This window comes from Pseudomonas sp. P5_A2_2, assembly GCF_054177685.1.
In genome coordinates, this window is sequence record NZ_JBGCUL010000746.1 from 1 (window position 1) to 2,241 (window position 2,241).

Genomic DNA, 2,241 nt, shown 5'->3' on the forward strand with positions numbered 1-2,241 from the left:
AAAGCTGGCTCCTTGATCAATCCCCGGGCGGGGCAGGACTCGGTTGCATCACCGCAGGCCAGTAACGCAGCGCAACAATCGGGATCAGCGCCACGACGTAGGCCAGGCAAACGAACAGATAGGTGTACTGCAAACCGTAGACCTGACTGAGCAGACCGCCGGCTGAGATCCCTGCAATCGAGGCAAATTGCGCGGTGCCCTGTGCGATTCCCAGCACATGGCCCTGCTGCGAGCTGTCGGCGGTTTTCGATATCAGCGCCATCAACACCGGCGTGGTCGCACCCAGCAATACGCCCCAGATAAAGTAGGCGATGACGAACACCACCGGATTACGGGTGATGCCCGCCACGGCGGTGAGGACGATGCAACCGATGACGACGTAGGTCATGCGCTGCAAAGTGTCTTGCTGGCCACGGTGTTCGAAATAACGCGACCACGAAGTGGCCGACAGAATGAAACCCAGCGCCAGCAAGCCGTAGCACAGGCCGACCACTGAATTGCTGACCTCGAATACCGAGCTGACATACAGCGAGAACGACGTCTGTGGCAGCATCCGCGCCAGCAACAGAATGCCCATCACGCCGAGCAGCGACAGCAACGGCGAACCTTGCCAGAGGTTGCCGGAACGGCTGGCCGGCACGGTCTTGTCCGCGACCACTGCTTTCTTCACCGGCGGCACATCCGGCAAGGTCACGGCGGCGATCACGGTGCACACCGCACACAACGCCGAGGCGATGATGTTGATCCAGAAGAACGTCGCGTAATCGAGGATCAAACCACCGACTACCGCACCCAGCAGTGAGCCGACGTTGGTCGAGATTTGCAGAATGGCGAACAGCCGCGCCCGTCGCGAAGGCGCTTCAATGCTGACGCCATACGCCTGCGCCGGAGCGATGTAGCCGGCGAACGCGCCTTGCAGGAAACGCAGGATCAGAATGACCCAGATGTCAGTGAACAGGGCCAGCCCAAGCTGGGTCAAAGACAAACCGGCGAGGGCGCGGATCATCATCAACTTGTGGCCGTAGCGATCACCGATACGGCCCCAGAATGCACTGGTCAGAATAATGCCCAGCATCGGCCCGACGTACACGGCGATGCTGGCGAAGCTGAAAACCGACTCCGAAGTCGTCAGCCCACGCAGGTGGACAGGCCAGAACGGCCCGCTCATTTCCATCGCCCCCATCGACACCAACTGGATCGCAAATAGAAGATAAATCAGGATTCGTACTCTTGAACCCTGGATGACACCTGCATGGGACATGAGTCAGCCTCGGTTAAGCGCTAGCGAGCGGGTTGGTCAGGGTGTGTTGCAAACGATAGTTGCTGTACTGCATCAAGTGCATGCGCAACAACGATCGGGTCGGCCATGGATCTTCGACGAACGCCTTGTGCTCGGTTTCCCACACTGCAGGCGAGACACGATCGCGCACGGCCTCGAAGGCAAGGTCGGTTTCCTCGCGCAAGACTTGCCACAGCCGCGTGTTGTTCAAGCCGTACTCCTTGGTCAGCCACAGGGCGATCTCGTGCAGATGCGTGAGGAACGCCGCGTCCAGCACAAACATGCGCACCGGCTCGATATCACCGCAGAACACCGTCGGCAGAATACCCGGCTGAACATGCGGTTGCAGGCTGTAGCCACGTTCTTCCAGCCATGGCGCGTAGGTGCGGCCATCGCCGAAATCGCGGATCAGCAGACTACGTGCTTTGCCGTCGGGGGAAAACAGCACCATGGTGTTTTGCTGGTGGGCTTCGAGGCCGATGCCGTACATCAAATAGATCGCCACCACCGGGTGGGTGACCACTTTGGCGTACTCGCGGAACCAGCTCTCGACCTGTGCTGCATTGGCCCGCACGCCATCACGCTCGATCAGATCGGTGAACAACGGCCGACCACTGCCGGGCAAACGAGTGAACAGCGAGGCCACGGTAATCGGCAGGCAATCGTCATTGCGTTCGAACGCTGGCGCGCTGGCGCGATAGACCACGGACAAATGACGGCCCGGATGATCGTCCTGGGTGACCGCGTTTTTGTAACGCACACCGATTTCTTCCGGGAAGATTTCCAGGCGCTGATCGAAGCCGTTTTCGACCTCCAGAATCCTGGTGATCACCGTGCTGATGCGCGGCCCCATGTGAATCGATTTGGCTTGCAGGCTGCGCAGCTCGCTGGTCATCCATACGGCGATTGGCAATTTGATCAGCGGCGCACATTCGTCCAGCACCGGCATCATCGTGCGGTAG

2 protein-coding genes are annotated in these 2,241 nt (G+C 59.8%); both read right to left on the reverse strand.

Going from position 1 to position 2,241, the window contains the following annotated elements; all coding sequences use genetic code 11:
* Window positions 1-16: 16 nt before the first annotated feature.
* Window positions 17-1,261 (reverse strand): MFS transporter, encoded by a 1,245-nt coding sequence (locus ACXRVY_RS25100; RefSeq protein WP_223458042.1) that lies wholly within the window; start codon window positions 1,259-1,261, stop codon window positions 17-19.
* A gap of 13 nt (window positions 1,262-1,274) precedes the next feature.
* On the reverse strand, window positions 1,275-2,241 hold a 967-nt coding region (locus ACXRVY_RS25105; RefSeq protein WP_458238531.1), incomplete at its 5' end, for an IucA/IucC family C-terminal-domain containing protein.

Bases quoted from the DNA above. Each gene is read 5' to 3' on its own strand.
- ACXRVY_RS25100 (WP_223458042.1), bottom strand. From the start codon at position 1,261: ATGTCCCATGCAGGTGTCATCCAGGGTTCAAGAGTACGAATCCTGATT.